This is a genomic window from Paraburkholderia sp. TE9906 (assembly GCF_056279605.1).
On the sequence record NZ_JBWCCT010000012.1, the window covers coordinates 122,864 to 148,667 of the forward strand.

Sequence of the window (25,804 nt, forward strand, 5' to 3'; positions counted from 1 at the left end):
ACCTGGATGTCCGGCGCGGACCGGAGCGACGGAATAAAACCTCATCGTAATATATGACTAGTTATAACGGTACTCACGACGAAGCCTTATCCACGCGCATAAAGCGCTTTGGGATGCAGCAGGGGGTGTTCAGACGCGGGGCGCGGGCGGAGGGGCGAGCGTGTTCAGCGTTTGCGAGAACGGTGCCGTGGCCGGATGGACATTGCGCAAGGCTTTCCACTTGGCCCGGATGAAAGGCCTGTCATGGCCGGATACCGTCAGCGCGATGTTCGTCACCCAGCGCTGGGTCGGCACGTGTACGCCGTGCATGAGCACAGCGAGAACCAGCATGCTGATCGCGACCGGCAATGCCGACAGACGGCCCGGTTCGGCATTCCACGCCATGCGCACGAACACCAGCGCAGCCAGTGCACCGACGAGGCAACCAGTGACCGCTTCAGACGGCGAGTGAGCGCTCAGCACGACGCGCGACAAGCCCACCGCAATCCCCGCAGCCAGCCCCAGCACGACGCCGATCACCCGGACGGCGGGACGCGCGGGCAGCAGCATCAGGAACAGTGCGACGGGATAGACGGCAGTGGATAGCATCGCGTGTCCGCTGACGCCGGTGAAATCCAGCTCGCGCACGCCGACGCCCCAGCCGAGAAACGCCAGCTTGGTGACAGTTACCAAGCCGATCGCCGCCCCGAGCAGTAGCAGCCAGCCTGCCGCCATGCGCCACGTATAGCCCAGCCCCAGCCAGAGCGCGATGGCGAAGGCGAGCGGCAGCGTCATGCCGGCACCGCCGAGACTGGTGATCGAATACCACAAATGAAGAGGTAAATCGGGCATGGCAGGAGTGCGGCCCAGGCCGCGCAGAATCGGATTGGTGAAGAAATCGAGGCGCAAACGGCGCGAGGCGCCGACGCGGCGCAGGCCTGCACATCGATTGATTTAGCCGCCAGTATAGACGGCTGTTGCATCGCGGTCTTGCCCGGCGCCGCGCCTTTGGCCGCCGAAGCTTAGGCGTCAAACAGGCACTGAAGCAGTTCGACGCCTAAGCGCTTCGAAGGTTCTCCGGGTGGAAATGTTGGACCTGGCTGCGGTCCTGGGTGTTCAGCATCGCATGAGGATTGGTGTTATTGTGCATTGCACAACGAAACGTCGTTCAAAGTTTTACCGAACGAATCCTGTCCCTTTTTGCGAGGTTATCCGCTGATGGCAAAAAGCCTATCGAAAATCTGGCTGCGCGGGCTGAAGCGGCTGCTCGCGATTCAAACCGAGCACGCTCAAAAGACCACCAAGCGCCCCACGCCGCGCCCGACGCGGAGCGCCACCACCAAGCCGTCGAGTAAGGTTCGGCCGGTCAAGCCGGCGGCCGCGCTGCGCGTGCCCGCGAAGCGCGAGACGCCGCGCGCCGTCGTGCGCGAGTCGCGGGTGCGCCCGCGCGCGTCGGCCTGGGCGAGCGGCTCGTGGACGCGCTCGTTCCATTCCGCGCCGGCCGCACCCGGGCGCCTCGTCAATCACCTTCAATACGGCCTGTATATCCCGTCGGGACATGCGTTGGAGGCGATGCCGCTGGTCGTCATGCTGCACGGCTGTACCCAGTCGATCGACGAATTCGCCGAAGGCACGCGGATGAACGTGCTGGCGGACCGCTTCGGCTTTGCCGTGGTGTATCCGGAGCAATCGAAGCATGCGCATTCGCACCGCTGCTGGCATTGGTATGACGCGGGCGAAAACGCCGGCGGGGCCGAGGCGCGCGCCGTGGTGTCGCTCGTGGACGCGCTGGTCGCGCAGCATGGCTTCGATTCCGAGCGCGTGTACGTGGCCGGGATTTCCGCCGGTGCGGGCCTGACAGCGTTGCTCGCCGTCAAATATCCGCAGCATTTTGCCGCAGTCGCGTTGCATTCTGGCCCTGCTTTCGGCGAAGCCCGCTCGGGCATTACCGCGATGGATGTGATGCGGCGCGGCGCACGCCGCGAGCCGGCTGCGCTCGCCGACGAGATGACCGACGTGGCCCACTACCCCGGCATGCCGGCGATTGTCATCCACGGCGACGCCGATCACGTCGTCGCGCCGGTCAATGCGGATCAATTGGCGGAGCAATTCCTCCGCCTGAACCGGATCGTCGACGCGAACGGCGCCCGCAAATCCGGTGAAGTCCGCGAGGAGCGCAAGGGTGGCGTCGTGACGCGCGATTTCGTGCGCGGCGGTCGGCGCGTGGTGCGGCTGTGCCGGGTGCAAGGGCTCGCTCACGCCTGGAGCGGCGGCGACGACGCCGTGCCGTTCCATTCGTCGAAAGGCCCGGATGCGAGCGCCATGGTGTGGGAATTCTTCAGGCATCAGCGCCGGACGGGCGGCGGCCGTATCGCGGAAAGCGCCGCCACGGCGGCCTCGTCGGCCGGACGGTGACCCGGAAACAACGCCTCGGAAATGAGCAGTAGCGCGATCCTAGGGTTTTCCCTATAATACGGGTTATCCCTTAAGAGTTAACGCCTAAATTCATTGACGAGGTCGATCATGTACCTGCTTAGCCGACTGTTCCTCTTTCTGACGAAATCGCCCGACCAACTCGCGAAAGAGCGCGCTGACGCGTTCCTCGCCGAAGCGACCGATCTGTACGATCTCGAATTCCGCATGCGCAAGCTCGATCGTGAGGCGAACGTCCGTCAACCGTCGTGGATGAGCCAGCACTAAGCTGAGCGAGTCAAAAGCATCGGCGCGTAGTGAAACGCCGATGCCCCGGGCGAAGCGCCCAAGCCGTGACCCACGCTCAGCCAGGCTGACGCAAAGAACGGCTCACACAGCCGGATTCAATTGCCACAGCGCGTAATTCAACACCGCGGCGAACGCCACCCAGGCGACGTACGGCACCAGTAACACGCCGGCCAAGCGATCCCGTCGCCAGAACACGAACGTCAGCGCGACGATCAGGATCAGCAGAATCACGATATCGGCCAGCGCAAGATCCGGTCGATGCAGGCCGAAAAACAGCCACATCCATGCGGCGTTGAACAGCAGCTGCACCACCCATAAGACGATCGCCGAGCTCGAACCGTCGCGTTTCCACACGCGCCACGCCGCAATCGCCATCAGCACATAAAGCACCGTCCAGGCCGGCGGGAACACCCAGTTGGGTGGATTGAACCCAGGTTTTTGCAGCGACGCGTACCAGGCATCGGGCAGAAACTGGCTCGCGACCAGCCCGGTAGCCAGCGTCAAAATCAGAAACACGAGCAGCGACGGCAAACGGCGCATCTTCACCTCCCCTTGAAATACCGACCAAGCAATGTAAGCGGGTGCTCACTTCCCGAAGCGTGCCAGCGTGCGAGCGCGTGCTTCGGCGTGATCGACGATGGGCTCCGGATAGTCCTTGCCCAGTTCCACGCCGAATTCCGCGAGACGCTGCGCGCCGGCCTGCCACGGCGCGTGAATCCATCTGGACGGCAGCTTCGCAAGCTGCGGCAAATAGCCTTTGATAAAGCGCCCCTCGGCATCGAATTTTTCGGATTGCGTGATCGGATTGAAGATCCGGAAGTACGGCTGCGCATCGCATCCCGTCGATGCCGCCCATTGCCAGCCGCCGTTGTTCGCCGAGAAATCGAAATCGTTGAGTTGTTCGGCGAAATAGCGCTCGCCGAGCCGCCAGTCCACGCCCAGATCTTTCACCAGAAAGCTCGCCGTGACCATCCGTAGACGGTTGTGCATGTAGCCGGTGCGGTTCAGTTGCAGCATCGCGGCGTCGATCAGCGGATAGCCGGTACGCCCGTCGCACCAGGCGGCGAACGCTTCGTCGGCCTGTGGGCCTCGCTCCCAACGCAGCCGGTCGTACTCTTGCCTGAACGATGCGCCGCTCGCGAGGCGCGGATGATGCGCGAGGATCATGAAGTAGAAGTCCCGCCAGATCAGCTCCGAGAGCCACGTAGCCGAACCTTGTCCGTCGGGCTGCAACGACATCTCGTGGGCGAGCCGCGCGAGCGTGCGGATCGACACCGTGCCGAAGCGGAGATGGACCGAAAGATAGCTCGGGCCGTTGGCGGCCGGGAAGTCGCGCCGCTCCGCGTAGCTGTCAATGCGGCTCATAAAGTCGTCGAGCAGACGCTGGGCGCCGCTCATGCCGGTGGACAACTCCAGTTCCGCGAGGTTGCTCGGCGTGAAGCCGAGCTGATCCAGCACGGGCAATTTCCGGTCGAGCTTCCGTGGCGGCGCTGCCAGATGCTTCGCATACGTTTCCACCGGATACGGCTTCAAATCGAAGGCCGTCAATCGCTTGAGCCACGCGCTCTTGTACGGCGTGAACACCGTGAACGGCTTGTTCTGGCCGGTCAACACCTCGTCGCGCTCGACAATCACCTGATCCTTGAACGTCAGCCACTGGCGCCCGGCTTCGGTGAGACGCTCACGCACCGTCTCGTCCCGCTCGATCGCGACCGGCTCGTAATCGTGATTCGCGAATACCGCATCGACGCCGAGTTCGGCAGCGAGACTCGGCACGAGGTCGGCAGGATCGCCGTGCAGCACGATCAGGCCGCCGCCTTTCGCGCGCAGCGCATCGTCCAGTTCATGCAGCGATTCGAGGATGAATTCGACGCGGCGGTCCTGCACCTGGGTGCCCGGATGACGAGCCTGCCAGGCGTCGACGAGCGGTTGCAGGATCGTCGTGTCGAGTACGAACGCGCACCAGACCCGCTCGCAATGCTTGAGCGCGTAGTAGAGGGCAGCGTTGTCGGTGTTGCGCAGATCGCGGCGGAACCAGACCAGACCGGTGTCGAAGGAGTCGTTCAGTCGTCGGGCGCGTGTCATCGGGATGGTTAGTTTTCGGTCGGGGTGAAGAGGCTGCGTCATACGAGGCAGCACGGGCCGGTGTCGCAGATTGCGTGCCGCGTCCGCCAAACGGAACAGCGCCCGCCCCTATTGTGCAGGGTGCGGGCGCCATTTGTGGCGACGCGCAGACCGCGCGCCGCTTTGGCCGACTCAATAACCACTTGGCCGTGCCACCACTTAGGCGACTTCCAGACGAACCGCGACGTTGTTGCGCGTGGCGTTCGAGTACGGGCAGACCTGATGCGCCGCATCGACCAGTTCCTTGGCCGCATCCGCGGGCAAGCCCGGCAGCGAGATGCGCAGATCGATATCGAGCGCGAAACCACCCTTGTCGTTCGGACCGATGCCCACTTCGGCGGTCACTTGCGTGTCAGCTGGCAAAGCCTGCTTTTTCTGGCCGGCGACGAACTTCATCGCGCTCAGGAAACAGGCCGAGTAGCCGGCGGCAAACAGTTGTTCCGGATTCGTGCCCGCCGCGCCGTTGCCGCCCAGTTCACGCGGTGCGGCCAGCTTGACGTCCAGCGCATTGTCCGACGACACAGCACGGCCGTCGCGGCCACCAGTACTCGTTGCGCTTGCTTTGTAGAGGATGTTCATGGCGTTGCTCCTTATTCGGTTGTCAGGGTCTGCATGGTTGCCGCTGTCTGCTGGGCTGCCATTCCGGCGGTGTCCTATCGAAGCGGCATGTCGTTAAAATAGTACACAAATCATTTGTGTGCAAACTAATTTTTGAATCGGCACGATAGCGTGCGTTTGACGGCAGCGCGGTTACTGATCCATGTAGTCGTTGAGCGTGGCGCGTAGGCGCGTCAGATCGTCGCGCAGGCGCAGCAGGAATTCCGGTGTCTGTTGGGTCGCGCAGAGAATTTCCGCAGGCACCTCGCGCGCCTGGCGCTTGAGCGCCGCGCCGGCTTTGGTGAGCCGGATATACACGAGCCGCTCATCGTCGACGCCGCGTACCCGCTCCAGCAGGCCTTGCGCTTCGAGGCGTTTGAGCAGCGGCGTGACCGTCGCCGAATCGAGATTCAGGCGCGCGGCCATGTCCTTGACGGTGACGTCGTCGCTTTCCCACAGCACCAGCATCGTCAGATATTGCGGGTACGTGAGGCCTAGCTTTTCGAGCAACGGCTTGTACGCTTTCGTCATGGCAAGCGACGTCGAGTAGAGGGCGAAGCAGAGTTGTTCGTCGAGCGTGAAGGGCAAAGCGGGGCGCTGGGTCATGATGCATCTCGTCTGAAGTAGCGTACAAATCGATTGCACACAAACCATTGTGCCGCAAATTCATGCAGCGTGACGAGTGTGGAGAAGGCGCGGATGAAGCGGCGCAGGGGAAGAAACTGGCGGGCGGGCGCCAGAACAGCGCCCGCGCCGCGATGGCATTCGAACGGACGCCTAGGCCGCCGGCGTGGTCGGCAGATCCGGCGCTTCGGGCGTTTGCACGCCGAAGCAGCCGCGATAGGTCGCGTAGAACGAACAGTACAGCATGGTCGTGACGATCATCGTGGCCGGCATCAGGATCGCGAACGCGAAGTCGGCCGCGCCCAGCGCCTGCATCAGCGCGGACAGGCCGAGCGACACCGTCATCGCCACTGCGAACCACAGCGCGCCGAATACGACGAACGCGCCGCGATTGCGCCAGCAACTGACGACGCTGAAGAACATCGCCTTCGCAGGCGGCACGTCATGCCATGCGGCGAGAATCGGCGAGAACCAGAAGATCATCGCCACGGGAATGTAGAACGCGAAGGCCGTGATCACCGCCAGCGGAATATTGCTGTTGGCGATCGCCTCCTGATCCAGCGCGCCGCCGCCGAGCATCACCTTCAGCAGCATGCCGCCGTCGGCGAGCGCCGAGCCGGCCAGCACGAGGCCCATCGCGACGACATACAGCACGCCGAGCACCAGCAGCCGCCGTGTGACCACCGGGCCGTACGAGTGAAAGCCGTCCACCAGAATGGTCGGAAACACCGGCTTGCCCGCGATCGTGTTGCGGCACGCCGCCATGAAGCCGACCGCGACACCCGGAATGAACGCCAGCGGCAGCACGCCGCCGACCACCGGAATCTGCGAAACGAGCGTCATCACCAGCAAGTAGGTGAAGAACAGCGTCAGGAATGCGAGCGGGTTCTTGCGGAACAGCCAGATACCCTGCCGGAACCACACATAGCCGGTTTTCGCGGGGACTTCGATCAGTTGCATGGAGTATGGATGCCTGGATGTGCAACGCCGGACAGGCGTTCGCGCAGAATGCGCTCGAAATGGCCGGGATCGTGCGGTTTGAGCAGTTCGGCCGCGCGCGGCAGATGAAAATCATACAGGCGCGAGACCCAGAAGCGGTACGCGCCGGCACGCAGCATGTCGCCCCAATGGCGGTTTTCTTCGGCAGTGAACGGGCGCACGGTCTGGTAGGCGCGCAGCATCGCTTCGGTGCGCGCGTCGTCCAGCTTGCCGGTGGCGAGGTCGATGCACCAGTCGTTGACCGTCACGGCGACATCGAACAGCCACTTGTCGCAACCGGCGAAATAGAAATCGAAGAATCCGCCGAGGCGCACTTCATGGCCGGTGTCCGGCGCGGCATGCGCGAACATCGCGTTGTCGCGGAACAGGTCGGCGTGACAGGGGCCTTCGGGCAGCGCGGCGTAGTCGGCCGAGGCGAAGAAGGCTTCCTGATGCGCGAGTTCGGACGACAGCAGATCGCGCTGCGCGCCCTCCAGAAACGGCAGGATGGTCGGCACGGTTTCGCGCCACCACGGCAGGCTGCGCAGATTCGGCTGATAGCCGGTGTAATCGCGCCCGGCGAGGTGCATGCGCGCCAGCATCTGCCCCACTTCGACACAGTGCTCGACGCCCGGCGCCAGCTCCGGCGCGCCTTCGAGCTTGGTGACGATGGCCGCGGGCTTGCCGAGCAGCAGGCCGAACAGTGCGCCGTCCTCGCGCGGCATCGGGTCGGGCACCGGCACGCGGTGCGCGGCCAGGTGACGCATGAGGTCGAGGTAGAAGGGCAGTTGTTCGGCGGTCAGCTTTTCGAAAATCGTCAGGACGTATTCGCCGCGCGTCGTCGTCAGAAAAAAGTTGCTGTTTTCAATGCCGGACGAGATGCCGCGAAACTCGACGACATCGCCGAGATCGTAGTGACGCATCCATTCTGCTAGTTGGGGTTCGTTGACAGCGGTGAAGACAGCCATGCGGGAAACGTCGGATCAGGTTGGTCGGGCTGGCGCGAGGCGGCCAGTGCGATATGTGGCAAATGCGGTGCTGAAAAGGTGTTGTGCGGGAGCGATCAGGGCCGCGTGGCGAACCCCGCATCGCAACGCCATGTTGCGAGGATAAAGCACGGCGGCCAGGCCCCAACCCCGGGCGCCGCCTTGCGAAGTGCGTGGCAAGCGCTGCGGAGGTCCGCACCGGGCCGCTGCCCGGCATCCATCAATAGCGCAGATTCACCGACGGCAAACGCGTGCTGGCGCGGCCGTTGTCGCGCACGGTGGGCGAGGTATCGAGCGGCGCGCTCATCTGGTAGCGCGTGCCGAGGTTCGAATTCACGTTGATTTCAACCGGTTTGCCCTTGTCGCGGTATTCGGTGATTTCGGTGCCGTTGGCGCTGCGCTCGTGGAAGCTCGGCGTGCGCGGCACGTTGATTTCGACCTTCGAGCTGACCTCGGCGCCCGGGCGATTGATCTTCTCCAGGTCAGGCAGCCCGGCCCGTTCGTTGGCGGACTGGGGCGCGTTGGGCGGCGGAGTGTCATCGACAGGCTGGGCAGCCATCGCGGCGTTGCCAAAGGCGAGGGCCAGTGCAACGGCGACGGGAAGGAGCGGCTTCATGGTGATTCTCCAATATGGTGCCCCGATTCTAGCAAATCCAGCCTGGCGATCGGGCGCGATCGCCTTATTTTGCGCCGCTTTCGCGCGAGGCGTCTGCAATCTTGCAGACAGTGCGTGCGCATGTGTTGCAGGTAACGCCAGGTGATTTGGCTAACCAGTGTTCCGTGGTAATGTCGTCTCATCAATAGGGGCGAATGAAGATGATCAACGATACCAATCAACGCGCGGTGCAGACTCCCGCCAGCAGCTTCCGAACCGAATCCTTCGACGACGCGACCGAAGCCGTCACCCGTCTCTCGGCGATCTACGAAGCGAACACCTCATTCCTGCGCGATGCGTTCGCGCGCTATCGCCGCAACGAAAAGTTCGAGCGCCGTGTGCGCGCCTGCTATCCGTTCGTGCGCGTATGCACCGAAGTCAACACGCATATCGACTCGCGCCGCTCCTATGGTTTCGTCGCAGGTCCGGGCGTGTTCGAAACGACCGTGACGCGGCCCGATCTGTTCGGCGACTACTATCGCGAACAGTTGCGCCTGCTGGCGAAGAACCACCATGTGCAGATCGAAGTCGGCGTGTCGGACCAGCCGATTCCGATTCATTTCGCGTTCGCCGAGGGCATTCACCTCGAAGGCGATCTGGATCGCGAGCGCCTGTTTTTGATGCGCGACGTGTTCGATACGCCGGACCTCGCGCTGCTCGATGACCGCATCGTCAACGGCACGTATGAGCCGTTGCCCGGCGAGCCGCATCCGCTCGCGCTGTTCACGGCGGCGCGGGTCGATTTCTCGCTGCATCGGCTGAAGCACTACACGGCCACGTCGCCCACGCATTGCCAGAACTATGTGCTGTACACGAACTACCAGTTCTATATCGACGAGTTCGTGAAGCTCGGCCGAACGATGATGGCCCATACCGACGACGAGGATCTGCGTGCCTATCGTAGCGAATACACGTCGTTCGTCGAACCCGGCGACGTGGTCACGTACAACGAGAATCTCGGCGAGCAGTCGCAGGAGGGCACCGCGCCGCCGCGTCTGCCGCAGATGCCCGCGTACCATCTGAAGCGCGCGGACGGCAGCGGCATCACGATGATCAACATCGGTGTCGGCCCGTCGAACGCGAAGACCATCACCGATCACATCGCCGTGCTGCGTCCGCATGCGTGGATCATGCTCGGTCACTGCGCGGGTCTGCGCAATACACAGCGCCTCGGCGACTACGTGCTCGCGCACGGCTATGTGCGCGAGGACCACGTCCTCGACGCCGATTTGCCGCTGTGGGTGCCGATTCCGGCGCTCGCCGAAGTGCAGGTCGCGCTGGAGCGCGCGGTCGCGCAGGTCACGCAACTGGACGGCGTCGAGTTGAAGCGCGTGATGCGCACGGGCACGGTGGCGAGCGTGGACAACCGCAACTGGGAGTTGCGCGATCATCGCGAGCCGGTGCAACGACTGTCGCAAAGCCGCGCGGTCGCGCTCGACATGGAAAGCGCGACGATCGCCGCGAACGGTTTCCGTTTCCGCGTGCCTTACGGCACCTTGCTGTGCGTGTCGGACAAGCCATTGCATGGCGAACTGAAGCTGCCGGGCATGGCGGATCAGTTCTATCGTGCGCAGGTCGATCAGCATTTGCAGATCGGCGTGAAAGCGATGGAGATATTGCGCACGAACGGGCTGCATCGTTTGCATAGCCGGAAGCTGCGCAGCTTTGCCGAGGTGGCGTTTCAGTAAGCGCGGTGTTGGCGGGCGGCCGGCGTGGGCAGCCTTCGATGGGGCTCGTCCATGCCGGCGCAATGCGTTCGCATGAGGCCTTGCTTCTGCTCCTGCTTGTGCTTTTGCTTTTGCCGCCGTGCTTCAATCGGCATGCTTCAACCGTGTTGCGCTAGAACTGCCCGAACCCAGTCAACCCGATCAAGCTGCCGGCAGCCAGCAGCCACAACGGATGAATCCGCGTCTTCAACGCCATCACGGCGGTCAATGCGGTGATCGCCCAGGCAATCGCTGTGGGATTCGACGCTTTGGCGATCAAGGCCGCGCTCGCCGCGACGATGCCCGCCGTCACCGGCATCAACCCCAGCTGCGCGTAGCGCCGCCACGGACGGTCCTTGAAGCGGTCCCAGGCATGCAGCGCGAGGATCGTCACGAGCGACGACGGCCCGAACTTCGCGACCGACGTCACCAGCATGCCCGCCCACCCGGCCACGTGCCAGCCGATCAGCGTGACGATCATCAGATTCGGCCCGGGCGCGGCCTGTGCGAGCGCGAACAGCGCGCTGAATTCGCTGGCCGGCATCCAATGATGGACCTCCACCACCTGCCGCTGCATCTCCGGAAGAATCGTATTGCCGCCGCCGAACGCGAGCAGCGAAAGCTGACTGAAAATGACCGCAAGCGAAATGAGCGTGTCGTTCATCGCGCGCTCCTCGCTGCGATGTAGATGCTGAGCGGCGTCAGCACCAGCATGGTCGGCAGCAGTGGCAGCCGCAGAATCGCAATCGCGACGAAGCCGAGTGCGGCGATGAGCGCGGCGAGCGGCTTGCTGCGTAACGGCAGCACGATCTTGACGGCCATCGAGATCAACAGGCCGGCCGCGGCAGCGGCGAGGCCGGCGAACAGATGACGCACGTGCGGATCGTTTTGCGTGTGTTCGTACAGCACGCCAAGGCCGATCACCACCAGCGACGGCCCCGCGATCAATCCGAGCAGGCCGGCGAGCGCGCCGGGCACGCCGCGAAAACGCATGCCCATTGCCACCGACAGATTGATCACGTTGCCGCCCGGCAGGAATTGGCACAGGCCGAGCAGGTCGGTGAATTCTTCGGCGCTGAGCCAGCGGCGCTGTTCGACCAGCGCGCGGCGCGCGAGCGGCAAGGCGCCGCCGAACGAGATCAGACCAAGCCCCAGAAAGCCGCCGAAGATTTCGCGCAGCGTGGGCGTAGGGGCGAGTGGGGACTCGGGTTGGAGTTCGGAAGAGGAGAGATTGTGGTCCATGTCGCTAACCGGCTTGCAGTTCAAGCTCGGGAGATTAGCGCCGAACCCGGCGGCGAGCAAAACCATTTTTGCGCGGCGTGTGACGGGCTTGGTGGTGTTGCCGTGGCTGACGGCCTGGGCGCGGCGCGAGCCTGGTGTCGAGCCGTCGTCAAGCGAAAGAAAGAAACGAAAACGGGCAGCCCACAGGCTGCCCGCCAGAACCCGCGTGCCATGTGCATTGCATGGGCCGTACTTGCCCGCGCGAACGCGCGCAGCGGGTACGCAGCATCACATCACAGATAGAACATCCGGTCTTCATCCGATTTGGTCGGCTGCGGCTCGGCTTCTTCGCGGTCTTCATAGAATTTCAGCACCGCTTCGAGCACCTGATCCGGATCGTCGATCACCTGCATCAGATCGATGTCGTTCGGATTGATGAGGCCCATCGGAATGAGCGAGCTCTTGAACCACGCAAGCAGGCCTTCCCAGAATTCAGCGCCCACCAGGATGATCGGCACGTGGCGCGACTTCTTGGTTTGAATCAGTGTGAGCACTTCGGCCAATTCATCCAGCGTGCCGAAGCCGCCCGGCATGACGATCACCGCGTCCGAATTCTTTACGAACGTGACCTTGCGCGTGAAGAAATGGCGGAAGCGCAACGAGATGTCCTGCCACTGGTTGCCCGATTGCTCGTGCGGCAGTTCGATATTCAGGCCGACGGAAGGTGCCTTGCCCGCATGCGCGCCCTTGTTGGCCGCTTCCATGATGCCGGGGCCGCCGCCGGAGATCACCGCGAAGCCCGCGTCCGACAGCTTGCGGGCGATTTGTGTGGCGAGCTTGTAGTACGGCGAGCTCGCCTTCAGGCGCGCCGAACCATAGATGCTGACAGCCGGGCGAATCTCCGAGAGGTACTCGGTCGCCTCGATAAACTCTGCCATAATCGTGAACATCTGCCACGATGCGCGGGCCTTCTTGGCCGTTGCGCGCTCTTGATCTGCGAGTGATCGCAGACTCGGAATCACTTTTCTCTTAGTCATAATGCCTGAAGAACGAAGCCTTGAAGGTAAGACCCTGCTATTGGTCGACGGTTCGAGTTATCTGTACCGGGCCTACCATGCGATGCCTGATCTGCGCGGGCCCGAGGGTGGTCCGACGGGTGCGCTCTACGGGATGATCAACATGCTGCGGCGCATGCGCAAGGAAGTCACAGCAGAGTATAGCGCGTGCGTGTTCGACGCCAAGGGCAAAACATTTCGCGACGACTGGTATCCCGACTATAAGGCGAACCGCCCATCGATGCCGGATGACCTGTCGCGCCAGATCGAGCCGATTCACGTCGCCGTGCGCGCGCTCGGCTGGCCGCTCCTGATGATCGACGGCGTCGAAGCCGATGACGTGATCGGCACGCTCAGCACCGCAGCGGAAGAGCGCGGCATGAACGTGATCGTGTCGACTGGGGACAAGGATCTGGCGCAGCTCGTGTCGGATCATGTCACCCTCATCAATACGATGACCAACGAAAAGCTCGACCGCGCCGGCGTGATCGCCAAGTTCGGCGTGCCGCCGGAGCGCATCATCGACTACCTGTCGCTGATCGGCGATACCGTCGACAACGTGCCGGGCGTCGAGAAATGCGGGCCGAAAACCGCGCTCAAATGGCTCACGCAATTCGAGTCGCTGGATGGCATCGTCGCACATGCGGACGAGATCAAAGGTGCGGTAGGAGACAATCTGCGGCGTGCGCTCGATTTTCTGCCGATGGCGAAGAAACTCGTCACCGTCGAGCGCAATTGCAATCTGACCGACCATATCGTGTCGATCGAGGAAAGCCTGCAAAGCCGGCCCGAATCGCGCGAGGAACTGCGCGACGTGTTCACGCGCCACGGCTTCAAGACCTGGCTGCGCGAGGTGGAAATCGCGGACGCGGTGGAAGGCCCGGAAACCGACGTGCCGCCGGCGCTGTCGGTCGATCACGAGCGGCACTACGACACCGTGCAGACGTGGGAGCAGTTCGACGCGTGGCTCGCAAAAATCAACGCGGCCGAACTGACTTCCATCGATACCGAAACCACCGCGCTCGATCCGATGGTGGCGCAGATCGTGGGCTTGTCTTTGTCGGTGGAACCCGGCCGCGCCGCTTATGTGCCGCTCGCGCATCGCGGTCCGGACGCGCCCGTGCAACTGCCGCGCGACGAAGTGCTCGCGAAGCTCAAGCCGTGGCTTGAAAGCGCGGAGCACAAGAAGGTCGGTCAGCATCTGAAGTACGACGAGCAGGTGCTCGCGAACTACGGCATCGAAATGCGCGGTATCGAACACGACACGCTGCTGCAGTCGTACGTGCTCGAATCGCATCGCACGCATGACATGGACAGCCTCGCGCTGCGCCATCTCGGCATCAAGACGATCAAGTACGAAGAGGTCGCGGGCAAGGGCGCATCGCAGATCGGCTTCGATGAAGTCGCGCTGGAGCAGGCCGCCGAATACGCGGCCGAAGACGCCGACATCACGCTGCGTTTGCATCAGGCCTTGTATCCGCAGGTGGCCGCCGAGAAGGTGCTCGACCACGTTTACCGGGCGATCGAAGTGCCGACCTCGCGTGTGTTGCGCAAGATGGAGCGCACCGGCGTGCTGATCGATGCGGAAAAGCTGCGTCAGCAAAGCAGTGAAATCGCCACGCGTTTGATCCAGTTGGAAAGCGAGGCGTACACGCTCGCCGGCGGCGAATTCAATCTGGGCTCGCCCAAGCAGATCGGTCAGATCTTCTTCGAGAAGCTGGAACTGCCGGTGGTCAAGAAGACCCCGAGCGGCGCGCCGTCCACCGACGAAGAAGTGCTGCAGAAACTCGCCGAAGACTATCCGCTGCCGAAGATCCTGCTCGAACACCGTGGTTTGTCGAAGCTGAAGTCGACCTACACGGACAAGCTGCCGCGCATGGTCAACGCGCAAACAGGCCGCGTGCATACGAACTACGCGCAGGCGGTCGCGGTGACGGGGCGTCTCGCATCGAACGATCCTAACTTGCAGAACATTCCGGTGCGTACCGGCGAAGGCCGTCGTATCCGCGAGGCGTTCATTGCGCCGCCAGGCCACAAGCTGGTCTCCGCGGATTACTCGCAGATCGAGTTGCGCATCATGGCGCATATTTCCGGCGACGAATCGCTGCTGCGCGCGTTCTCGCAAGGTGAAGACATTCACCGCGCCACCGCGGCGGAAATCTTCAGCGTGACGCCGCTCGAAGTGTCGAGCGATCAGCGGCGCGTGGCCAAGGTCATCAACTTCGGCCTGATTTACGGCATGAGCGCGTTCGGCCTCGCGTCGAATCTCGGCATTACGCGCGACGCGGCCAAGATGTATATCGACCGCTACTTCGCGCGTTATCCGGGCGTCGCCAGGTACATGGACGAAACGCGTCTGAGTGCGAAGGCAAAGGGCTACGTCGAAACGGTGTTCGGCCGCCGCCTTTGGCTGCCGGAGATCAACGGCGGCAACGGTCCGCGCCGCCAGGGCGCCGAGCGTGCCGCGATCAACGCGCCGATGCAAGGCACGGCCGCCGATCTGATCAAACTGTCGATGATCGCGGTGCAGAACTGGATCGAAGAGTCGAAAATCGGCACGCGCATGATCATGCAGGTACACGACGAACTGATCCTCGAAGTGCCGGACGCCGAATTGTCCGAAGTGCGCAAGCGCCTGCCCGAATTGATGTGTGGTGTCGCCGAGCTGAAAGTGCCGCTGGTCGCCGAGGTGGGCGCCGGCCTGAACTGGGAAGAGGCCCATTGATACATGGGTGACGGCGCGATACCGTCGTGCGCATGTCACACATGCTAATTGATGGCTTGTGACAACCCGTGCTGCTCGCGGACAATTGCTGAAAGACGGCGCGTGGCCACGCGCCGTCCGCGACGCATAATTCATCGGCAAACACGGAGAGTGCAATGCATCGATTTATCGTCGTTGGCGGGGGCGCGGGAGGGCTGGAACTGGCGACACGTCTGGGCGACCGCTATGGCGCCCAGAAGCGCAAAGGCGGTGCGCGTGCGCAAGTCACGCTCGTCGACCGTTACCCCACGCATATCTGGAAGCCGCTGTTGCACGAAGTGGCGGCGGGCAGCATGGACCCGTTCACACAGGAGCTCGAATACGCGGCGCAAGCGCGCTGGCATGACTTCGAGTTTCAGCAGGGCGAGCTGATCGGGCTCGACCGCGCCAACAAACGTCTCACGCTCGGCACCGTGATCGATGACGACGGCGCCGAACTGTTGCCCGAACGCGAGCTCGAATACGACACGCTGATCATCGCGATCGGCAGCACCACGGCGTTCTTCGGCGTGAAGGGCGCGGCCGAGTTTTCGCTCGCACTCGACACGGTCAGCCAGGCCGAGCGTTTCCGCAAACGCCTGATCGCGGCCTGCATGCGCGCCGAGCATCAGGTGCATGAGCCTGTCGAATCGAGGCCGGGGCCGGGCACATCGTCTGCCAGTGAGCCGCGCATTCAGGTGGCCATCGTCGGCGGCGGGGCGACCGGGGTCGAACTGTCGGCGGAATTGCGCAACACCGCGCAAGTGTTGTCGGCGTATGGTCTGCATAAGCTCGATCCGCGGCATGACGTCGGCATCGTGTTGATCGAGGCGGGGCCGCGCATTTTGCCGGCTCTGCAGGAGCGCGTCTCGACGGCGACCGCCGAACTGCTCACCAAGCTCGGTGTGAAGCTGCTGATCGGCGAGACGGTCGCTGAAGTCGCGCCCGGCATCATCCGTACCGCGAGCGGGCACACCGTGCGCGCCGACCTGACGGTGTGGGCGGCGGGCATCAAGGCGCCGCCCATCCTGAGCCAGCTCGACGGCTTGACGGTCAACCGGCTCGGCCAGCTCAACGTGCGCCGCACGCTGCAAACGGAAATCGACGACAACGTGTTCGCGCTCGGCGATTGCGCCGCGTGTCCGTGGCCGGGCAACGAGCGCAACGTGCCGCCGCGCGCGCAAGCCGCGCATCAGCAAGCGAGTTTCCTGCTGAAAGCGCTGTCCGCGCGGCTCGACAACAAGCCGCTGCCGGAATTCACCTATCGCGACTTCGGCTCGCTGGTCTCGCTCGGGCACTTCAGCGCGGTCGGCAATCTGATGGGCGGGGTGATCGGCGGCAACATGCTGATCGAAGGGCTGTTCGCGCGCTTCATGTACATGTCGCTGTACCGGCTGCATATCGCGGCGCTGCACGGCTACGCACGGATGGTGCTCGATACCTTCGCGCACTGGCTGCGCCGCTCCACCTTGCCGCGCGTGAAGCTGCACTGACGGCGTAAGCCGTGGTTGAAACTGCAACGGGATGCGCGTCAGGCGTATCCTGTTGCCTCTAACAATCAACCGAGGAGCGCGCATGCTGAAGCCCGAAATCGATAGCCTGGTCCCCCACGTTCCCTTCAATCGACGCACCTTCATCAAGGCCGCGCTCGGCACCGGTTTTGCGGCGGCCGTGCTGCCGGTCTCGGCGCAAACCATCCATACCGACAGCGACGGCCTCGAAGCCGGCGAAGTGGCTGTGCATTCGGGCGGCACGCTGGTGCCGGCGTATCGCGCGCAGCCCAAGGGCAAGACGCATCTGCCGGTGATCATCGTCGTTCATGAGATTTTTGGCGTGCACGAGCACATCGCCGACGTGTGCCGCCGCTTCGCCAAACAGGGTTATCTGGCAATCGCGCCGGATCTGTATCAGCGGCAGGGCGACGCGACCGTTTTCACGAGCATGCAGCAGCTCAACGACCAACTGGTCAGCAAGGTGCCGGACGAGCAGGTCATGGGCGATCTCGACGCGACCGTCGCGTGGGCTGGCGAGCACGGCGGCGATCTGAACCGGCTCGGTGTTAACGGGTTTTGCTGGGGCGGGCGGATTGCGTGGCTGTATGCCGAACACAACCCGCGGCTCAAGGCCGGCGTCGCCTGGTATGGCCGCGTGGCGGGCGCCAAAACCGCGAACACGCCGGCCAATCCGCTCGATGAGGTTGCGCAGTTGCACGCGCCGGTATTGGGACTCTACGGGTTGCAGGATCAGAGCATCCCGCAAGACACGCTCGAGCAGATGAAGCAGGCCATTGCGCAAGGCCCGCAGGCAGGACGCGGCTCGCAGTTCGTCGTCTATGACGATGCAGGCCATGCGTTTTTCGCGGATTACCGGCCGAGCTACAAGAAGGCCGATGCCGAAGATGGCTGGCGCCGTGCGCTGGTGTGGTTCAAGCAGCACGGGGTGGCCTGAGGATTCAACTGGATCGTGGCGTCCTTCGTACGATCAAAAAAAGGCCGTTGCCGCCTATGCGCGGCAACGGCTTTTGTGCCTATCGCTCAGGGCGTCCTGGACTCAGGGTTTCGCGCCGGTCGCAACCGGCCGCTTCGGATCGGAACTCCATTCGCTCCACGAACCCGCATACAACGCCGCGCCATGCAGGCCGGCAATCTCCATGGCCAGTGCGTTCACGCATGCGGTCACGCCCGAGCCGCATTGCAGCACCACGTGTTCGGGCGGCGTGTCGCCGAGCAGCGCGTGGAATTCCTCGCGCAGCGTATGAGCCGATTTGAAGCGCTCGTCGGCGGTGAGGTTGTCCTTGAAGAAGCGGTTGAGCGCGCCGGGGATGTGGCCGCCTACGCGATCCAGCGTTTCGTTCTCGCCGCGATAGCGATCGGCCGCGCGTGCGTCGACCACCACGTGCTCCTTCGAACCGAGATTGCGCTCGACCGTCTGTGCATCGACGGTCACGGCGAGCGGCGCGCCGGCGTTGAAGTCGCCGGTGTTCTGGGCCGGCACGTCCTGCGTCAGCGGCTGACCGGCGGCTTGCCAGGCCGGCAGGCCGCCGTCGAGCAACGCCACCGCGTCGTGCCCGAGCCAGCGCAGCAGCCACCAGACGCGAGCGGCGTACATGCCGCCTTGCGCGTCATAAGCGACTACTTGCTGGCCCTGCTTCAAACCGCGCGATTCCAGCGTCTCGACCAGCCGCGCGCGATCGGGCAGCGGATGCCGCCCATTCGTGCCGTTCTTCGGCCCGGACAGATCGCGATCGAGATGCAGGTAATGCGCGCCCGGCAGATGTCCGGCCAGATACGCTTTCTCGCCCGCTTCCGTGTCGGTCAGGTCGAAGCGGCAATCGATGACGAACACACTGCCTGGCGCGGCGGCGAGCCGTTCCGCAAGATTGGTCGCGGAGATCAGGGTGGTGTAGTGAGTGTGGGGCATGATGTCTCCTCGATACGGGCGATGGCGGTTGCGGCCGGGCGTCTCGGCGCCACGGACGGATGGCCGGGCTATCTTGTAAGTCTAAACAAAAAAAAGACGGGCCGAGCCCGTCTTTCCTGATGTCGATGCGGCTTGCGCAAGAGTCGGAGGGTTCGTGATCGAACGCCGAGCGAGCGCGCTCAGATCGCGCCCAGTTCGCGCCGCAAAAACTCGTGGAAGTGCTGCATGCCGTCTTCCATCGGGCTCTGATACGGGCCGACCTGCGACTCGCCGCGCTCCATCAGCGCGCGGCGGCCTGCGTCCATGCGTTCGGCGATCTCATCGTCTTCGCGGGCCGTTTCCATATACGCGGCGCGCTCCGCTTCGACGAAATCACGCTCGAACAACGCGATTTCCTCAGGGTAATAGAACTCCACCACGTTGGTGGTTTTCTGCGGACCGCGCGGAATCAGCCACGACACGACCAGCACGTGCGGATACCACTCGATCATGATGCCCGGGTAATACACCATCCAGATCGCGCCGAAGTCGGGCGGGTTGCCGCCGCGAAAACGCAGCACTTCGTCGTGCCACTTGCGGTAGGTCGGGCTGCCCGGCTGCTCCAGATCCTTGTGCACGCCCACCGTCTGGACGCTGTACCACTCGCCGAACTCCCACGTCAGGTCGTCGCAATTGACGAAGCTGCCGAGGCCCGGATGGAACGGCGCGACGTGATAGTCCTCCAGATAGACCTCGATGAAGGTCTTCCAGTTGTAGTTGCACTCGTGCACTTCGACGTGATCGAACATGAAGCCCGAGAAGTCGAAGTGTTCCTTGGTGCCGAGGCGTGCCAGATCGCGTGCGACGTCGCGCCCCTGCGTTTCGAACAGCAGCCCTTGCCAGTTCTGCAGCGGCGTGGCGCCGAGATTCAGGCAGGGGTTGTCCGCGAAATGCGGCGCGCCGAGGAGTTCGCCCTTCAGGTCGTACGTCCAGCGATGCAGCGGACAGACGATGTTCTCCGTCTGGCCGCGGCCGTTGAGCATGATGGCTTGCCGGTGGCGGCACACGTTCGACAGCAATTCGACTTGCGACTGCTGGTTACGGACGAGCACCCGCCCCTCGCTTTCGCTGGGCAAGGCAAAATAATTCCCCGCTTCGGGCACCATGAGATCGTGGCCGATGTAACGAGGACCTTTCTTGAAAAGGGTTTCGATTTCGCGCGTAAGGAGCGCTTCGTCAAAGTAAGCCGTGACTGGCAGCTGGCTGTGGACAGACCGCAACTGCAATGCATTGCTCAGATTGGACATTCCCACTCCCGTGAAGACGTGAAAGCAGTGAACAACCCAACCATCGATAGATTCGATTTAGGGAGCCCGCGATTATACCCGTTTCCCCTTCTTTGGGGCGCTTAAGTCCCTGATTTGGGTCAAAAATGTCATGAAAGTTCGGGATTTTCGCCGCAGACCAATCGTTTTTTTTCTGCGAGACTTCAGGGGCGGCGCGGGACGCGCACGGTCGACTCAGGCCGGCGAGCGGCTCGGAAATGGCGCTTTTGCCGTAGAATGTCCGACTTGTTTTAATTTTGCGACTATTCATGGCGAAGACCGCGTCGAAAGATACTGCTGCTGCGCCAGCCGAAGGCGTCGATACCACGCCGCTGCCCGAGAACTATGAGGCCGCTCAGGCAGAGCTGGAAGCGCTGGTGGCGCGCATGGAAGGCGGCAGCCTGAGTCTCGAGGAGTCGTTGAGCGCATACCGGCGCGGCGCGGCCCTCGTGGCGTTTTGCCAGCAGCAGCTCGAAAAGGTCGAGCAGCAGGTGCGCGTGCTCGATGGCGAGACGCTCAAGCCGCTGCCCATGAATACCGCAGGCACAGCCGCTACTGAAAGCGGGGACGACCTATGACATTCGAACAATGGACGCGCTCGGTACTCGAACGTGTTGAAACGGCACTGGAACACTATCTGCCGGGCGAGGCTACCGAGCCCGCCAAACTGCATGAAGCGATGCGCTACGCGGTGCTGGGCGGCGGCAAGCGGGTGCGTCCGCTGCTGTGCCATGCGGCGGGCGAGCTGACCGGCGCGCGCGCCGAATGCCTCGATGCGGCGGCAGCGGCGCTCGAAATGATCCACGTGTATTCGCTGGTGCACGACGACATGCCCTGCATGGACGACGACGCGCTGCGTCGCGGCAAGCCCACGGTACACGTCCAATATGACGAAGCCACAGCGCTGCTGGTCGGGGACGCGCTGCAATCGCAGGCTTTCGTCGCGCTGACCTCGGACGTGCTGGCCGCGCCGCAGCAGGCTTCGCTCGTGCGTGAACTGGCGCTCGCGAGCGGCTCGCTCGGCATGTGCGGCGGGCAGGCCATCGATCTGGCGAGCGTCGGCCACACGCTGACGCGCACGCAGCTCGAAACCATGCACCGGATGAAAACCGGCGCGTTGCTGCGCGCCGCGGTACGCATGGGCGCACTGGCGGGCGAAGCGCTGGATGCGGACGCGATGCGTTCGCTCGACGCTTATGCGGCCGCCGTCGGTCTCGCGTTTCAGGTCGTCGACGACATTCTCGACGTCACGACCGATTCCGCGACGCTCGGCAAGACCGCCGGCAAAGACGCGAAGGACGGCAAGCCGACCTACGTGTCGATTATCGGGCTCGACGCGTCGCGCTCGCTCGCTGCGCAGCTGCGCAGCGACGCGCACGCCGCGCTGGCGCCGTTCGGCGCACGCGCGCAGCGTCTTGCCGAATTGGCCGACCTGGTGGTGAACCGGGTTAGCTGAACGCGAAAGCCCGCCGCCGCGCACCTTTTATCCTCGGGGTGCATGTATGAAGTGCGGGCGCGTAAGTTTTCCTACAATGGAACGACGATGTACGACTTGCTGAAAACCATCGACGACCCGGCAGCCTTGCGCCGCCTCGATCGCCGCCAATTGCAACCGCTTGCCGACGAGTTGCGTGCCTTCGTGCTCGACAGCGTATCGCAGACGGGCGGCCATCTTTCGTCCAACCTCGGCACGGTCGAGTTGACCATTGCTCTGCACTATGTGTTCGACACGCCGCACGACCGGATCGTCTGGGACGTGGGCCATCAAACCTATCCGCACAAGATCCTGACGGGCCGCCGCGACCAGATGCACACGCTGCGTCAGCTCGGCGGCATCTCGGGCTTTCCGAAACGTGACGAGTCGGAATACGACACCTTCGGCACCGCGCACTCCAGCACGTCGATCTCCGCCGCGCTCGGCATGGCGGTCGCGAGCAAGCTGCAGGGCGACAACCGCATGGGCATCGCGGTGATCGGAGATGGCGCGATGACGGCCGGCATGGCCTTCGAGGCCATGAACAACGCCGGCGTCGAAGACGACGTGCCGCTGCTGGTGATCCTGAACGACAACGACATGTCGATCTCGCCGCCGGTCGGCGCGCTCAATCGCCATCTGGCGCGCCTGATGTCGGGCCGCTTCTACGCCGCCGCTCGCGCGGGCGTCGAGCGCGTGCTGCGCGTCGCGCCGCCGATGCTCGACCTCGCCCGCAAGCTCGAAGAGCACGCGAAGGGCATGATCGTGCCGGCCACGCTGTTCGAAGAATTCGGTTTCAACTACATCGGTCCGATCGACGGTCACGACCTCGATTCGCTGATCCCGACGCTGCAGAACATCAAGGAACTGCGCGGCCCGCAATTCCTGCACGTCGTGACGAAGAAAGGCCAGGGCTACAAGCTGGCCGAGGCCGATCCGGTGCTGTACCACGGCCCGGGCAAGTTCAATCCGGCCGAAGGCATCAAGCCGGCCACCACGCCGTCGAAGAAGACCTACACGCAGGTGTTCGGCGAATGGCTGTGCGACGCCGCCGAGCTGGATTCGCGCGTGGTCGGCATCACGCCGGCCATGCGCGAGGGCTCGGGCATGGTCGAGTTCGAAAAGCGCTTCCCGGATCGTTACTTCGATGTCGGCATCGCCGAGCAGCACGCGGTGACGTTTGCCGGCGGTCTCGCCGCGGACGGCATGAGGCCGGTGGTCGCGATCTACTCGACCTTCCTGCAACGTGCTTACGACCAGCTGATTCACGACGTCGCGCTGCAAAACTTGCCGGTGGTGTTCGCCATCGACCGCGCGGGTCTGGTCGGCGCGGACGGCGCAACGCACGCGGGCGCTTACGACCTCGCGTTCATGCGCTGCATCCCGAACATGACCGTGATGGCGCCGTCGGACGAAAACGAATGCCGGCAGATGCTGTACACCGCGCTGCAGCAGCCGAACCCGACGGCGGTACGTTATCCGCGCGGCGCGGGTACGGGTGTCGCCACCGTCAAGCAGATGGCGGCGCTGCCGCTCGGCAAGGGTGAAGTGCGGCGCGAGACTTCGCAGCCGGTGGGCAAGCGCATCGCGATTCTCGCCTTCGGCACGATGGTCGCGCCGTCGCTGGCGGCGGCCGAGCAACTGGACGCCACCGTCGCGAACATGCGCTTCGTGAAGCCGCTCGATGCCGAGCTGGTCCGTCAACTGGCCGAGACGCACGACGCCATCGTCACCGTCGAGGAAGGCTGCGTGATGGGCGGCGCGGGCTCGGCTTGCGTCGAAGCGCTGCTCGAAGCGGGCGTGATGCGGCCGGTGCTGCAATTGGGCCTGCCGGACCGCTTCATTGATCACGGCGACCCGGCCAAGCTGCTCGCCGCATGCGGTCTCGACGCCGTGGGTATCGCCAAGTCGATTCGCGAGCGGTTTCTGTCGAACGGCGCGCTCGGCGTTCAATCGTCGGTGAAGCGCGTCGCGTAAGGCGTTGCCGGCCGGCATGCCGCCGCGATGCAATGGCGGCTGCCGCTCTCGTTTTTGCCATCTCCAACTTGAATCGATGGGCTTCCGGGTCCATCTTCCAGCGCCGGCCAAGGCCGGCGTTCGCCGTTGCGCGCACTATCCGCACGGCCGCTGAGAGCCCCTGAATCTGTCGGTTCGCGGCAGCCCCCGTTGGGCCATCGCCCAATCCTCCCATTCCCCAAGGGGACTTCGTTCGGGTTGGGACTTTCTGCGGAGCGGAAAACTCGGGGCGGCCCGGCGCTTTCCTGAAAGGACAAAAGAATGAACCAGATGAATCCCGCCTTTGTGATGCCCGACGTGCAAAGCACGCCCGACACGCGTCAGATCCCGATTCAGCGGGTCGGCGTCAAGGGCGTGCGTCACCCGCTGACGGTGCGCACGCAAAGCGGCGAAGTGCAGCCGACGGTCGGCACGTGGACTCTCGACGTGCATCTCCCGGCTGAGCAGAAGGGCACGCACATGTCGCGTTTCGTCGCGTTGCTCGAAGAGAACAAGGCGCCGCTCGAACCGGCCACGTTTCGCACCATGCTCGCGGCGATGCTCGAGAAGCTCGAAGCCGAGGCGGGCCGCATCGAAGTGTCGTTCCCGTACTTTGTGAACAAGACCGCGCCGGTTTCGGGCGTGCAGAGTCTGCTCGACTACGAAGTCACGCTGACGGGCGACACCCGTAACGGCACGACGCGCCTGTTCCTGAAGGTGTTGGTGCCAGTCACGAGCCTGTGCCCGTGCTCGAAGAAGATTTCGCAGTACGGCGCGCATAACCAGCGCTCGCATGTCACGATCCATGCCGAAGTGACCGGCGACGTGGCGGTGGAAGAACTGGTTCGCATTGCCGAGGAAGAAGCGTCGTGCGAACTGTGGGGCTTGCTCAAGCGTCCCGACGAGAAGTTCGTCACCGAGCGCGCATATGAGAATCCGAAGTTCGTCGAAGACCTCGTGCGCGACGTCGCGCAACGTCTGAATGCGGACGAGCGGATCGTCGCGTATGTGCTCGAAGCGGAGAACTTCGAGTCGATTCACAATCACAGCGCGTATGCGGTGATCGAGCGGGACAAGCGGGTGGGATGAGGTAGGCCCCTGCGCGTGTTCGCTCTGGTTTGACCGCATTGAAAAAGCCGCTTTTTGAAGCGGCTTTTCTTATGGTGCGACGATCTTCGGTTCAGCGTGCAAGGGAAGTCAGATCCCAGCGCGGCTTGACCGTGAACGCGTAGTCTTTAGCCGATTGATCGGGCCAGCGCTGCAATCGCAACGCACCGGCCAGCGCGATCATCGCGCCGTTGTCCGTGCACAGCGACAAGTCGGGGTAGTGCACGAAGAAGTTGCGCTTTTTCGCGGCGGCGGACAGCGCTTCGCGCAGTTGCCGGTTGGCACCCACGCCCCCTGCGACGACCAGCCGGTTGAGCGTGGTCTTTTTCAGCGCCGCCAGCGACTTCGCGGCCAGCACTTCCACCGCGGCGTCGACGAAGCCGCGCGCCAGATCGGCCTTCGCCTGTTCGCAGATATTCGCGCCGCCGAGCTTCTTCGCGTGCGTGAGGACGGCGGTCTTCAGGCCGCTGAAGCTGAAATCGAGGTCGCCGGAATGCAGCATCGGGCGGGGCAGGACCACCGCGCCGGGCGTGCCGAATTCCGCCATGCGCGACACTTCCGGGCCGCCCGGATAACCGAGGCCGAGCAGCTTGGCGGTTTTGTCGAACGCTTCGCCGGCGGCGTCGTCCAGCGTTTCGCCGAGCGTCTCGTAGACGCCCACGTCCGTCACGCGCATCAGTTGCGTATGTCCGCCCGACACCAGCAGCGCGACGAACGGGAACGGCGGCGGCTCGTCCACCAGCAGTGGCGACAACAGGTGCCCTTCGAGGTGGTGGATGCCGATAGTCGGCTTGTCCCACGCCATTGCCAGCGCATTGGCGACGCTCGCGCCGACCAGCAACGCGCCCGCGAGCCCCGGCCCTTGCGTGTAGGCGATCGCATCGATGTCGCTACGCGCTGCGCCGGCACGCTCCATCACCTCTTCGAGCAGCGGCAGCGCGCGCCGGATGTGGTCGCGCGACGCCAACTCGGGCACGACGCCGCCGTATTCCCGATGCATCGCAATCTGCGAATGCAGCGCGTGCGCGAGCAGGCCGCGCTCAGTGTCGTAGAGCGCGAGACCGGTTTCGTCGCAGGAGCTTTCGATGCCGAGAACGAGCATGATGGTGGGTTTG

At 63.8% G+C, this 25,804-nt stretch carries 24 protein-coding genes; 10 read left to right on the top strand and 14 right to left on the bottom strand.

The features are described from left to right. Positions 1–129: 129 nt before the first annotated feature. Positions 130–831, bottom strand: a complete 702-nt coding sequence (locus ACZ9H4_RS27775; RefSeq protein WP_476121888.1) for a phosphatase PAP2 family protein — start codon at positions 829–831, stop codon at positions 130–132. Between the two features lie 366 nt (positions 832–1,197). Here ACZ9H4_RS27775 and ACZ9H4_RS27780 point away from each other — a divergent pair, with 366 nt between their 5' ends. Then, positions 1,198–2,394, top strand: coding sequence for an extracellular catalytic domain type 1 short-chain-length polyhydroxyalkanoate depolymerase (locus ACZ9H4_RS27780; RefSeq protein WP_408155701.1), 1,197 nt, complete (start codon positions 1,198–1,200; stop codon positions 2,392–2,394). 108 nt (positions 2,395–2,502) lie between these two features. Next, on the top strand, positions 2,503–2,679 hold the full coding sequence (locus ACZ9H4_RS27785; protein ID WP_074766744.1) for a DUF3563 family protein: 177 nt from the start codon (positions 2,503–2,505) through the stop codon (positions 2,677–2,679). Positions 2,680–2,781: 102 nt separating this feature from the next. Here the strand turns inward: ACZ9H4_RS27785 and ACZ9H4_RS27790 are convergent, their stop codons facing one another. The 7 genes from ACZ9H4_RS27790 to ACZ9H4_RS27820 all read right to left on the bottom strand — a co-directional run bounded on the left by ACZ9H4_RS27790 (position 2,782) and on the right by ACZ9H4_RS27820 (position 8,625). Next, positions 2,782–3,240 carry a TspO/MBR family protein gene (locus ACZ9H4_RS27790; RefSeq protein WP_408146855.1) on the bottom strand — a complete coding sequence of 153 codons (459 nt, stop codon included), beginning with the start codon at positions 3,238–3,240 and terminating at the stop codon, positions 2,782–2,784. Positions 3,241–3,285: 45 nt separating this feature from the next. Then, complete coding sequence (locus tag ACZ9H4_RS27795) at positions 3,286–4,785, bottom strand: cryptochrome/photolyase family protein (protein WP_476121891.1); 1,500 nt, start codon at positions 4,783–4,785, stop codon at positions 3,286–3,288. Positions 4,786–4,983: 198 nt separating this feature from the next. Further along, positions 4,984–5,403: an organic hydroperoxide resistance protein gene (locus ACZ9H4_RS27800; protein WP_408155697.1), complete on the bottom strand. Its 420-nt coding sequence runs from the start codon at positions 5,401–5,403 to the stop codon at positions 4,984–4,986. Positions 5,404–5,574: 171 nt separating this feature from the next. After that, entirely contained in the window at positions 5,575–6,027 is a 453-nt protein-coding gene (locus ACZ9H4_RS27805) for a MarR family winged helix-turn-helix transcriptional regulator (protein ID WP_408146861.1), read from the bottom strand. Positions 6,028–6,198: 171 nt separating this feature from the next. Next, on the bottom strand, positions 6,199–7,005 hold the full coding sequence (locus ACZ9H4_RS27810) for a BPSS1780 family membrane protein (RefSeq protein WP_121320253.1): 807 nt from the start codon (positions 7,003–7,005) through the stop codon (positions 6,199–6,201). Beyond that, a complete protein-coding gene (locus tag ACZ9H4_RS27815; RefSeq protein ID WP_408146865.1) occupies positions 6,996–7,991 on the bottom strand; it encodes a homoserine kinase in 996 nt (331 codons plus the stop codon). The genes ACZ9H4_RS27810 and ACZ9H4_RS27815 overlap by 10 nt, the downstream gene beginning before the upstream one ends. Before the next feature lie 238 nt (positions 7,992–8,229). Continuing rightward, the gene (locus ACZ9H4_RS27820; protein WP_175165477.1) at positions 8,230–8,625 is read right to left on the bottom strand and encodes a hypothetical protein; all 396 of its coding nucleotides are present in this window, start codon (positions 8,623–8,625) and stop codon (positions 8,230–8,232) included. Between the two features lie 200 nt (positions 8,626–8,825). On the opposite strand from ACZ9H4_RS27820, the gene ACZ9H4_RS27825 reads away from it, so the two are divergent. After that, the gene (locus ACZ9H4_RS27825) at positions 8,826–10,352 is read left to right on the top strand and encodes an AMP nucleosidase (protein ID WP_408146868.1); all 1,527 of its coding nucleotides are present in this window, start codon (positions 8,826–8,828) and stop codon (positions 10,350–10,352) included. A gap of 151 nt (positions 10,353–10,503) precedes the next feature. Here ACZ9H4_RS27825 and ACZ9H4_RS27830 read toward each other — a convergent pair whose 3' ends face one another. The 3 genes from ACZ9H4_RS27830 to ACZ9H4_RS27840 form a co-directional block, all read right to left on the bottom strand. Then, positions 10,504–11,034: a chromate transporter gene (locus ACZ9H4_RS27830; protein WP_408146870.1), complete on the bottom strand. Its 531-nt coding sequence runs from the start codon at positions 11,032–11,034 to the stop codon at positions 10,504–10,506. Beyond that, complete coding sequence (locus tag ACZ9H4_RS27835) at positions 11,031–11,612, bottom strand: chromate transporter (RefSeq protein ID WP_408146871.1); 582 nt, start codon at positions 11,610–11,612, stop codon at positions 11,031–11,033. The genes ACZ9H4_RS27830 and ACZ9H4_RS27835 overlap by 4 nt, the downstream gene beginning before the upstream one ends. Before the next feature lie 272 nt (positions 11,613–11,884). Then, complete coding sequence (locus ACZ9H4_RS27840; RefSeq protein ID WP_408146873.1) at positions 11,885–12,628, bottom strand: LOG family protein; 744 nt, start codon at positions 12,626–12,628, stop codon at positions 11,885–11,887. 1 nt (position 12,629) lies between these two features. On the opposite strand from ACZ9H4_RS27840, the gene polA reads away from it, so the two are divergent. From polA to ACZ9H4_RS27855, 3 genes are all read left to right on the top strand, one after another. Next, a complete protein-coding gene (gene polA, locus ACZ9H4_RS27845; protein ID WP_476121896.1) occupies positions 12,630–15,371 on the top strand; it encodes a DNA polymerase I in 2,742 nt (913 codons plus the stop codon). Between the two features lie 155 nt (positions 15,372–15,526). Beyond that, on the top strand, positions 15,527–16,882 hold the full coding sequence (locus ACZ9H4_RS27850; protein ID WP_408146877.1) for an NAD(P)/FAD-dependent oxidoreductase: 1,356 nt from the start codon (positions 15,527–15,529) through the stop codon (positions 16,880–16,882). 82 nt (positions 16,883–16,964) lie between these two features. Then, a complete protein-coding gene (locus ACZ9H4_RS27855; protein ID WP_476121898.1) occupies positions 16,965–17,837 on the top strand; it encodes a dienelactone hydrolase family protein in 873 nt (290 codons plus the stop codon). 102 nt (positions 17,838–17,939) lie between these two features. On the opposite strand, the gene ACZ9H4_RS27860 is transcribed toward ACZ9H4_RS27855, so the two are convergent. Together ACZ9H4_RS27860 and ACZ9H4_RS27865 are read right to left on the bottom strand one after the other, a co-directional pair. Next, positions 17,940–18,809 carry a sulfurtransferase gene (locus ACZ9H4_RS27860; protein WP_408146881.1) on the bottom strand — a complete coding sequence of 290 codons (870 nt, stop codon included), beginning with the start codon at positions 18,807–18,809 and terminating at the stop codon, positions 17,940–17,942. 179 nt (positions 18,810–18,988) lie between these two features. Continuing rightward, positions 18,989–20,095, bottom strand: a complete 1,107-nt coding sequence (locus tag ACZ9H4_RS27865; RefSeq protein ID WP_408155687.1) for an aromatic ring-hydroxylating oxygenase subunit alpha — start codon at positions 20,093–20,095, stop codon at positions 18,989–18,991. 287 nt (positions 20,096–20,382) lie between these two features. Between ACZ9H4_RS27865 and ACZ9H4_RS27870 the strand changes: the two genes are divergently transcribed. The 4 genes from ACZ9H4_RS27870 to folE2 all read left to right on the top strand — a co-directional run bounded on the left by ACZ9H4_RS27870 (position 20,383) and on the right by folE2 (position 24,671). Next, positions 20,383–20,691 carry an exodeoxyribonuclease VII small subunit gene (locus ACZ9H4_RS27870; RefSeq protein ID WP_121320277.1) on the top strand — a complete coding sequence of 103 codons (309 nt, stop codon included), beginning with the start codon at positions 20,383–20,385 and terminating at the stop codon, positions 20,689–20,691. Next, the gene (locus tag ACZ9H4_RS27875; RefSeq protein ID WP_476121901.1) at positions 20,688–21,569 is read left to right on the top strand and encodes a polyprenyl synthetase family protein; all 882 of its coding nucleotides are present in this window, start codon (positions 20,688–20,690) and stop codon (positions 21,567–21,569) included. The genes ACZ9H4_RS27870 and ACZ9H4_RS27875 overlap by 4 nt, the downstream gene beginning before the upstream one ends. Before the next feature lie 87 nt (positions 21,570–21,656). Continuing rightward, a complete protein-coding gene (dxs, locus tag ACZ9H4_RS27880) occupies positions 21,657–23,564 on the top strand; it encodes a 1-deoxy-D-xylulose-5-phosphate synthase (RefSeq protein WP_408155685.1) in 1,908 nt (635 codons plus the stop codon). A 300-nt stretch (positions 23,565–23,864) separates the two neighbouring features. Beyond that, complete coding sequence (gene folE2, locus ACZ9H4_RS27885; RefSeq protein WP_408327613.1) at positions 23,865–24,671, top strand: GTP cyclohydrolase FolE2; 807 nt, start codon at positions 23,865–23,867, stop codon at positions 24,669–24,671. A 91-nt stretch (positions 24,672–24,762) separates the two neighbouring features. Here folE2 and tsaD read toward each other — a convergent pair whose 3' ends face one another. After that, complete coding sequence (gene tsaD / locus ACZ9H4_RS27890) at positions 24,763–25,791, bottom strand: tRNA (adenosine(37)-N6)-threonylcarbamoyltransferase complex transferase subunit TsaD (protein ID WP_476121950.1); 1,029 nt, start codon at positions 25,789–25,791, stop codon at positions 24,763–24,765. Positions 25,792–25,804 lie beyond the last annotated feature (13 nt).

Excerpts from the sequence above, each read along its gene's own strand:
- ACZ9H4_RS27855 (WP_476121898.1), top strand. The coding sequence starts at position 16,965 with ATGCTGAAGCCCGAAATCGATAGCCTGGTCCCCCACGTTCCCTTCAAT.
- ACZ9H4_RS27865 (WP_408155687.1), bottom strand. The coding sequence starts at position 20,095 with ATGTCCAATCTGAGCAATGCATTGCAGTTGCGGTCTGTCCACAGCCAG.
- ACZ9H4_RS27800 (WP_408155697.1), bottom strand. The coding sequence starts at position 5,403 with ATGAACATCCTCTACAAAGCAAGCGCAACGAGTACTGGTGGCCGCGAC.
- folE2 (WP_408327613.1), top strand. The coding sequence starts at position 23,865 with ATGAACCAGATGAATCCCGCCTTTGTGATGCCCGACGTGCAAAGCACG.
- ACZ9H4_RS27805 (WP_408146861.1), bottom strand. The coding sequence starts at position 6,027 with ATGACCCAGCGCCCCGCTTTGCCCTTCACGCTCGACGAACAACTCTGC.
- ACZ9H4_RS27780 (WP_408155701.1), top strand. The coding sequence starts at position 1,198 with ATGGCAAAAAGCCTATCGAAAATCTGGCTGCGCGGGCTGAAGCGGCTG.
- ACZ9H4_RS27815 (WP_408146865.1), bottom strand. The coding sequence starts at position 7,991 with ATGGCTGTCTTCACCGCTGTCAACGAACCCCAACTAGCAGAATGGATG.
- ACZ9H4_RS27790 (WP_408146855.1), bottom strand. The coding sequence starts at position 3,240 with ATGCGCCGTTTGCCGTCGCTGCTCGTGTTTCTGATTTTGACGCTGGCT.
- ACZ9H4_RS27860 (WP_408146881.1), bottom strand. The coding sequence starts at position 18,809 with ATGCCCCACACTCACTACACCACCCTGATCTCCGCGACCAATCTTGCG.
- tsaD (WP_476121950.1), bottom strand. The coding sequence starts at position 25,791 with ATGCTCGTTCTCGGCATCGAAAGCTCCTGCGACGAAACCGGTCTCGCG.
- ACZ9H4_RS27785 (WP_074766744.1), top strand. The coding sequence starts at position 2,503 with ATGTACCTGCTTAGCCGACTGTTCCTCTTTCTGACGAAATCGCCCGAC.
- ACZ9H4_RS27820 (WP_175165477.1), bottom strand. The coding sequence starts at position 8,625 with ATGAAGCCGCTCCTTCCCGTCGCCGTTGCACTGGCCCTCGCCTTTGGC.
- ACZ9H4_RS27850 (WP_408146877.1), top strand. The coding sequence starts at position 15,527 with ATGCATCGATTTATCGTCGTTGGCGGGGGCGCGGGAGGGCTGGAACTG.
- ACZ9H4_RS27875 (WP_476121901.1), top strand. The coding sequence starts at position 20,688 with ATGACATTCGAACAATGGACGCGCTCGGTACTCGAACGTGTTGAAACG.
- ACZ9H4_RS27840 (WP_408146873.1), bottom strand. The coding sequence starts at position 12,628 with ATGACTAAGAGAAAAGTGATTCCGAGTCTGCGATCACTCGCAGATCAA.
- ACZ9H4_RS27825 (WP_408146868.1), top strand. The coding sequence starts at position 8,826 with ATGATCAACGATACCAATCAACGCGCGGTGCAGACTCCCGCCAGCAGC.
- polA (WP_476121896.1), top strand. The coding sequence starts at position 12,630 with ATGCCTGAAGAACGAAGCCTTGAAGGTAAGACCCTGCTATTGGTCGAC.
- ACZ9H4_RS27810 (WP_121320253.1), bottom strand. The coding sequence starts at position 7,005 with ATGCAACTGATCGAAGTCCCCGCGAAAACCGGCTATGTGTGGTTCCGG.
- ACZ9H4_RS27775 (WP_476121888.1), bottom strand. The coding sequence starts at position 831 with ATGCCCGATTTACCTCTTCATTTGTGGTATTCGATCACCAGTCTCGGC.
- ACZ9H4_RS27870 (WP_121320277.1), top strand. The coding sequence starts at position 20,383 with ATGGCGAAGACCGCGTCGAAAGATACTGCTGCTGCGCCAGCCGAAGGC.
- ACZ9H4_RS27795 (WP_476121891.1), bottom strand. The coding sequence starts at position 4,785 with ATGACACGCGCCCGACGACTGAACGACTCCTTCGACACCGGTCTGGTC.
- ACZ9H4_RS27835 (WP_408146871.1), bottom strand. The coding sequence starts at position 11,612 with ATGGACCACAATCTCTCCTCTTCCGAACTCCAACCCGAGTCCCCACTC.
- ACZ9H4_RS27830 (WP_408146870.1), bottom strand. The coding sequence starts at position 11,034 with ATGAACGACACGCTCATTTCGCTTGCGGTCATTTTCAGTCAGCTTTCG.
- dxs (WP_408155685.1), top strand. The coding sequence starts at position 21,657 with ATGTACGACTTGCTGAAAACCATCGACGACCCGGCAGCCTTGCGCCGC.